5 protein-coding genes are annotated in these 5,520 nt (G+C 67.6%); all 5 read right to left on the bottom strand.

The features are described 5' to 3' along the window. On the bottom strand, window positions 1–451 hold a 451-nt coding region (locus IV088_RS14400), incomplete at its 3' end, for an ABC transporter permease (RefSeq protein WP_367171591.1). A 1-nt stretch (window position 452) separates the two neighbouring features. Further along, a complete protein-coding gene (locus tag IV088_RS14395; protein ID WP_291103227.1) occupies window positions 453–2,063 on the bottom strand; it encodes a sugar ABC transporter ATP-binding protein in 1,611 nt (536 codons plus the stop codon). A gap of 36 nt (window positions 2,064–2,099) precedes the next feature. After that, entirely contained in the window at window positions 2,100–3,326 is a 1,227-nt protein-coding gene (mmsB, locus tag IV088_RS14390) for a multiple monosaccharide ABC transporter permease (RefSeq protein ID WP_291103225.1), read from the bottom strand. Window position 3,327: 1 nt separating this feature from the next. Further along, window positions 3,328–4,845: a multiple monosaccharide ABC transporter ATP-binding protein gene (gene mmsA, locus IV088_RS14385; protein WP_291103222.1), complete on the bottom strand. Its 1,518-nt coding sequence runs from the start codon at window positions 4,843–4,845 to the stop codon at window positions 3,328–3,330. 105 nt (window positions 4,846–4,950) lie between these two features. Next, the coding region (locus tag IV088_RS14380; protein WP_291103220.1) for a substrate-binding domain-containing protein at window positions 4,951–5,520 on the bottom strand (570 nt) is incomplete at its 5' end.

The following is a 5,520-nucleotide window of genomic DNA, read 5'->3' as shown; positions in this document are numbered from 1 at the left end:
CGATGCCCCGGCCCGCCACCATCAGGATCAGCGTGGCGATGATGGGCTGCATGCCCACCTTGGCCACCAGCACGCCGTTCCACAGGCCGCACAGCGCGGCCACGCCGATGGCGCCCAGGAGGGCGAACGGCAGCGGGAAGCGGCTCTCGGTGCCCGCCACCGAGCCGCCGATCATCCAGGCCGCCACCGCCGCGGCGATGGCCACCACGGCACCCACCGAGATGTCGATGCCGCGCGTGGCGATCACCATGGTCATGCCCAGCGACACCAGCACCAGCGGCGCGGCGCGGTTGAGGATGTCGATCAGGCTGCCGTAGAGGTGGCCGTCGCGCCACTCGATGTGCAGGAAGCTGTCATTGAACACCGTGTTCACGACCAGCAGCAGCGCCAGCGTGATCAGCGGCCAGGCCAGGCGGTGGCGCATCGCGGCGCTCAAGGTGGTGTGTGTCATGTCAAGCGTGTTCTGCAGCAATGAGGTCGTACACGGCGTCTTCGCTGCTGCCCGCGGGCAGCTCGCCCACCAGGCGGCGGTCGCGCAACACCACGATGCGGTGCGCCACGCGCACCACCTCGCTCATTTCGGAGGAGATGAACAGCACGGCCATGCCGGCCTGCGCGAGGCGCAGGATCTGTTCCATGATTTCCTGCTTCGCGGCCACGTCGATGCCGCGCGTGGGCTCGTCGAGGATCAGCAGGCGCGGCTCGGTGGCGAGCCAGCGCGCGAGGATGGCCTTTTGCTGGTTGCCGCCCGAGAGCAGACCGATGGGCTTGTCCACGCTCTCGGTCTTGATGCCCAGCAGCTTCACGTAGCGCTCGGCCAGTGTGGCCTGCTCGGCGCGCGAGAGGAACTTGCCCATGCCCATGCGCGCCTGAAGCGCCAGCGCGATGTTCTCGCGCACCGAGAGCTCGGCCACGATGCCGTCGGTCTTGCGCTCTTCGGGGCACAGCGCCAGGCCGTGGCGGATCGCGTCCATGGGGTTGGCAAAGGCCACCGCCTGGCCGTCGATGCGCAGCACGCCGCGGTCGGGCGTCTCCAGGCCGAACAGCAGCCGCGCCAGCTCGGTGCGGCCCGCGCCCAGCAGACCGGCCAGACCCACCACCTCGCCCGCGCGCACCCGCAGGTCCACGGCCTGCAGCTGGCCGCTCTGGCCGATGCCCTCGGCCTGCAGCAGGGCCGGTGCGGATTCGTCGAACACGGGCGGCACGGGCGCCTCGGTGGACTGCGCGGCCAGCTCGCGGCCCAGCATGGCCGCGATCAACGCCTGCGCAGGCAACTCGCCCACCGGCCATTCGCCCACCCAGCTGCCGTTGCGCAGCACGGTGATGCGGTCGGAGATGGCGTAGACCTGGTTCAGGAAATGCGTCACGAACACGATGGCCAGGCCCTCGCCGCGCAGTCGGCGCAGCACCTCGAACAGCTTCTGCACCTCGTCGTCGTCCAGGCTGGAGGTGGGTTCGTCCAGGATCAGCACGCGCGACTCGATGCTGAGCGCGCGCGCAATGGCCACCAGCTGCTGCACCGCCACCGGGTGGTCGGAGAGCAGCCGCGTCACGTCGATGTCGAGCCCGATGCGCGCCACCAGCTCGCGCGCGCGCCGGTTCATCGTTGCCCAGTCGATGCGCCAGCCCTGCGCCAGGCCCAAGCGCGGGTAGCGGCCGGCGAAGATGTTTTCCGCCACCGAGAGGTTGGGGCAGAGGTTGACCTCCTGGTACACCGTGCTGATGCCCAGGCGCTGCGCGGCCCGAGGCGAGTCGGGCCACACAGAGGTTGGCCCCCGCGCTCCGCCGCTGCGCGGGTCGCTGCCCCCCGAGGGGGTGTCGCCTTGCTTGGGGCGGCCCGGCGCTGCGGCGGGCGCCGCCAGCCGCATCTGCCCGCCGCTGGCCTCCAGCACGCCCGTGAGCACCTTGATCAGCGTGGACTTGCCCGCGCCGTTCTGCCCCATCAGCGCGTGGATCTCGCCCGGGTACAGGCGCAGCTGCACGTCGCGCAGCACGGTGATGCCCGAGAACTGTTTGTGGATGCCCGTGAGCTCCAGCACGGGGGTGGGTGTGGTGGCGCTCATGGGCAATGGGGGCTTGGTCGACAGGCGCACGGTCGATCAGGCTTTGTTCTTGTTGTAAACATCAACAAGAACGGCCGCCAGCAGCACCACGCCCTTGATGACCTGCTGGTAGTCGATGCCGATGCCGAGGATGGACATGCCGTTGTTCATCACACCCATGATGAAAGCGCCGATCACCGCGCCCATCACCTTGCCCACACCGCCCGAGGCCGAGGCCCCGCCGATGAAGCAGGCGGCGATCACGTCGAGCTCGAAGCCCAGGCCGGCTTTCGGCGTGGCGGTGTTCAGCCTCGCGGCGAACACCAGGCCGGCCAGCGCGGCGAGCACGCCCATGTTGACGAAGGCGTAGAACGACAGGCGCTCGGTCTTGATGCCCGAGAGCTTGGCGGCCTTCTCGTTGCCGCCCATGGCGTAGATGCGCCGGCCGATGGTGGTGCGGCTGGTGACGAAGTCGAACAGCACGATCAGCAGCGCCATCACGATCAGCACGTTGGGCAGGCCCTTGTACGAGGCCATCAGGTAGGCAAAGTAGATGAGCAGCGCGGAGAACACGGCGGTCTTGATCAGGAAGAAGGCGGTGGGCTCGGCGTGCACGCCGTGGCGAAGCCGGTTGGCGCGCGAGCGCACGCCGGCCACGGCCAGCGCCGCGGCGACCGCCACGCCCAGCAGCAGCGAGGTCAGGCGCAGACCCTCGGCGTTGAACAGGTCGGGGATGAAGCCCGAGCTGAGCATCTGGAAGGCGTCGGGAAACGGCCCCACCGACTGGCCCGCCAGCAGCGCCAGCGCCAGGCCCTTGAACACCAGCATGCCCGCGAGCGTGACGATGAAGGAGGGGATGCGCGAGAAGGCGACGAACCAGCCCTGCGCCGCGCCGATCAGGCCGCCGCACAGCAGGCAGACGATGGAGGCCGGCACGAAGTGCCATTCGTACTCCACCATCAGCACCGCCGCGAGCGCGCCGATGAAGCCGCAGACCGAGCCCACCGAGAGGTCGATGTGGCCGGCCACGATCACCAGCAGCATGCCCAGCGCCATGATGACGATGTAGCTGTTCTGCAGCACCAGGTTGGTCAGGTTCAGGGGCTGCATCAGCGTGCCCTCGGTCATGTACTGGAAGAAGCCCATGATGGCCACCAGCGTGATCAACATGCCGTATTCGCGGAAGTTGTGCTTCAGGTGGTCGAGCGGCGACTTGCCGTGAGCGGCGGCCGGAGCGGCGGTGGTGTCGACGGACACCACGGTGGGGGTGGAGGTCTGGTTCATCTCAACTGGCTTTCACGATGGCGCGCATGATTCGTTCCTGGGAGGCTTCCGCCGTGGGCATCTCGGCGATGAAGCGGCCTTCGTTCATCACGTAGATGCGGTCGGTGATGCCGAGCAGCTCGGGCATTTCCGACGAGATCACGATCACGCACTTGCCCTCGGCCGCCAGCTGGGCGATGAGGGTGTAGATCTCGTACTTGGCGCCGACGTCGATGCCCCGCGTGGGCTCGTCGAGGATCAGCACCTCGGGGTTGGTGAAGAGCCATTTGCTCAGCACCACCTTCTGCTGGTTGCCGCCCGAGAGGTTGAGCGTTTTCTGGTCCACGCCCGAGCAGCGGATGCGCAGCTTCTCGCGGTAGTCCTGCGCCACCCGGTGCTCGCGCCCGTTGTCGATCACGGTGGCGGAGGACACGCCGCCCAGGTGGGCCAGCGACACGTTGAACTGGATGTCTTCGTTCAGCACCAGGCCGTTGCCCTTGCGGTCTTCGGTGACGTAGGCCAGGCCGTGGCGCACGGCCTTTTCCACCGTGCTCACGTCGATGGGCTGTCCGTGCAGCCGCACCTCGCCGCTGATGCGGGTGCCCCAGGAGCGGCCAAAAATGCTCATGGCCAGCTCGGTGCGACCCGCACCCATGAGCCCGGCGATGCCCACGATCTCGCCGCGCCGCACATGCAGATCGATGCCCTTGAGGAACTCGCGGTCGTTGTGGTGCGGGTGGAAGGCGCGCCAGTCGCGCACCTCGAACACGGTGTCGCCGATGTCAGGCTGGCGCCGGGGGTAGCGGTCGGCCATCTCGCGGCCCACCATGGCCTGGATCACGCGGTCTTCGCTCACCGGCGCGGCGCGGCAGTCCATGGTCTCCACGGTGCTGCCGTCGCGCAGCACGGTGATCGAATCGGCCACGCGGGAGATCTCGTTGAGCTTGTGCGAGATCAGGATGCAGGTGATGCCCTGGCTTTTCAGTTCGAGCAGCAGGTCGAGCAGCGCCTGGCTGTCGTTTTCGTTCAGGCTGGCGGTGGGTTCGTCCAGGATCAGCAGCTTGACCTGGCGCGACAGCGCCTTGGCGATCTCCACCAGCTGCTGCTTGCCCACACCCAGGTGGGTGATCAGCGTGTCGGGCGACTCCTTCAGGCCCACCTTGGCCAGCAGCGCCTGCGTCTTGCTGTGCGCGACCATCCAGTCGATCACGCCGTAGCGGGCCGGTTCGTTGCCCAGGAAGATGTTCTCCGCGATCGACAGCAGTGGCACCAGCGCGAGCTCCTGGTGGATGATGATCACCCCCAGGTGTTCGCTGTCGCGGATGCCGTCGAAGCGGCGTTCCTGCCCTTCGAAGACGATCTCGCCGCTGTAGCTGCCGTGGGGGTAGACCCCGGAGAGCACCTTCATCAGGGTCGATTTGCCGGCGCCGTTTTCACCGACGATGGCGTGGATCTCGCCGGCGCGCACGCGCAGGTTCACCTGGTTGAGCGCCACCACCCCGGGAAAGGTTTTGCGGATGTTCCGCATGTCGAGCATCATGGTCTGGGCGTGTCCGTGGGGGCCAGGAACGTCCGGTCCGGAAGACCCGCCGCCCGCGAGGCCTTGTGGGCTCGCGGGCGACGGGGTTCCCCCGGCCGGGGGGGCTCACTTGATCTGCGATTCCTTGTAGTAACCGCTGCCGACCAGGACGCTGTTCCAGTTGGACGCGTCCACCGACACCGGCTTGAGCAGGTACGAGGGCACGACCTTCACGCCGTTGTTGTAGGTCTTGGTGTCGTTGATCTCGGGCTGCTTGCCCGAGAGCGTGGCGTCCACCATGTTGGCCGCGACCTTGGCCAGTTCGCGCGTGTCCTTGAACACCGTTGAGGACTGCTCACCCTTGAGGATGGACTTGACCGAGGGCACTTCCGCGTCCTGGCCGCTCACCACGGGGCAGGGCTGTTGCGCCGTGCAGTAGCCCACGCCCTTGAGCGAGGACAGGATGCCGATCGACAGGCCGTCGTAGGGCGAGAGCACGGCGTGCACCTTGTCCTTGCCGTAGAAGGCCGAGAGCAGGTTGTCCATGCGCGACTGCGCCACGGCGCCGTCCCAGCGCAGCGTGCCGACCTTGTTCATGCCCATCTGCTTGCTGCGCACCACCAGCTTGCCGCTGTCGATGTAGGGCTTGAGCACGCTCATGGCGCCGTCGTAGAAGAAGAAGGCGTTGTTGTCGTC

This window comes from Hydrogenophaga sp. (assembly GCF_018780075.1).
Lineage (GTDB): Bacteria > Pseudomonadota > Gammaproteobacteria > Burkholderiales > Burkholderiaceae_C > Hydrogenophaga.
The sequence above is the reverse complement of the archived record's forward strand: the minus strand, read 5'-3'. Positions and strand labels throughout refer to the sequence as shown.

Bases quoted from the DNA above. Each gene is read 5' to 3' on its own strand.
- IV088_RS14395 (WP_291103227.1), bottom strand. From the start codon at position 2,063: ATGAGCGCCACCACACCCACCCCCGTGCTGGAGCTCACGGGCATCCAC.
- mmsB (WP_291103225.1), bottom strand. From the start codon at position 3,326: ATGAACCAGACCTCCACCCCCACCGTGGTGTCCGTCGACACCACCGCC.
- mmsA (WP_291103222.1), bottom strand. From the start codon at position 4,845: ATGATGCTCGACATGCGGAACATCCGCAAAACCTTTCCCGGGGTGGTG.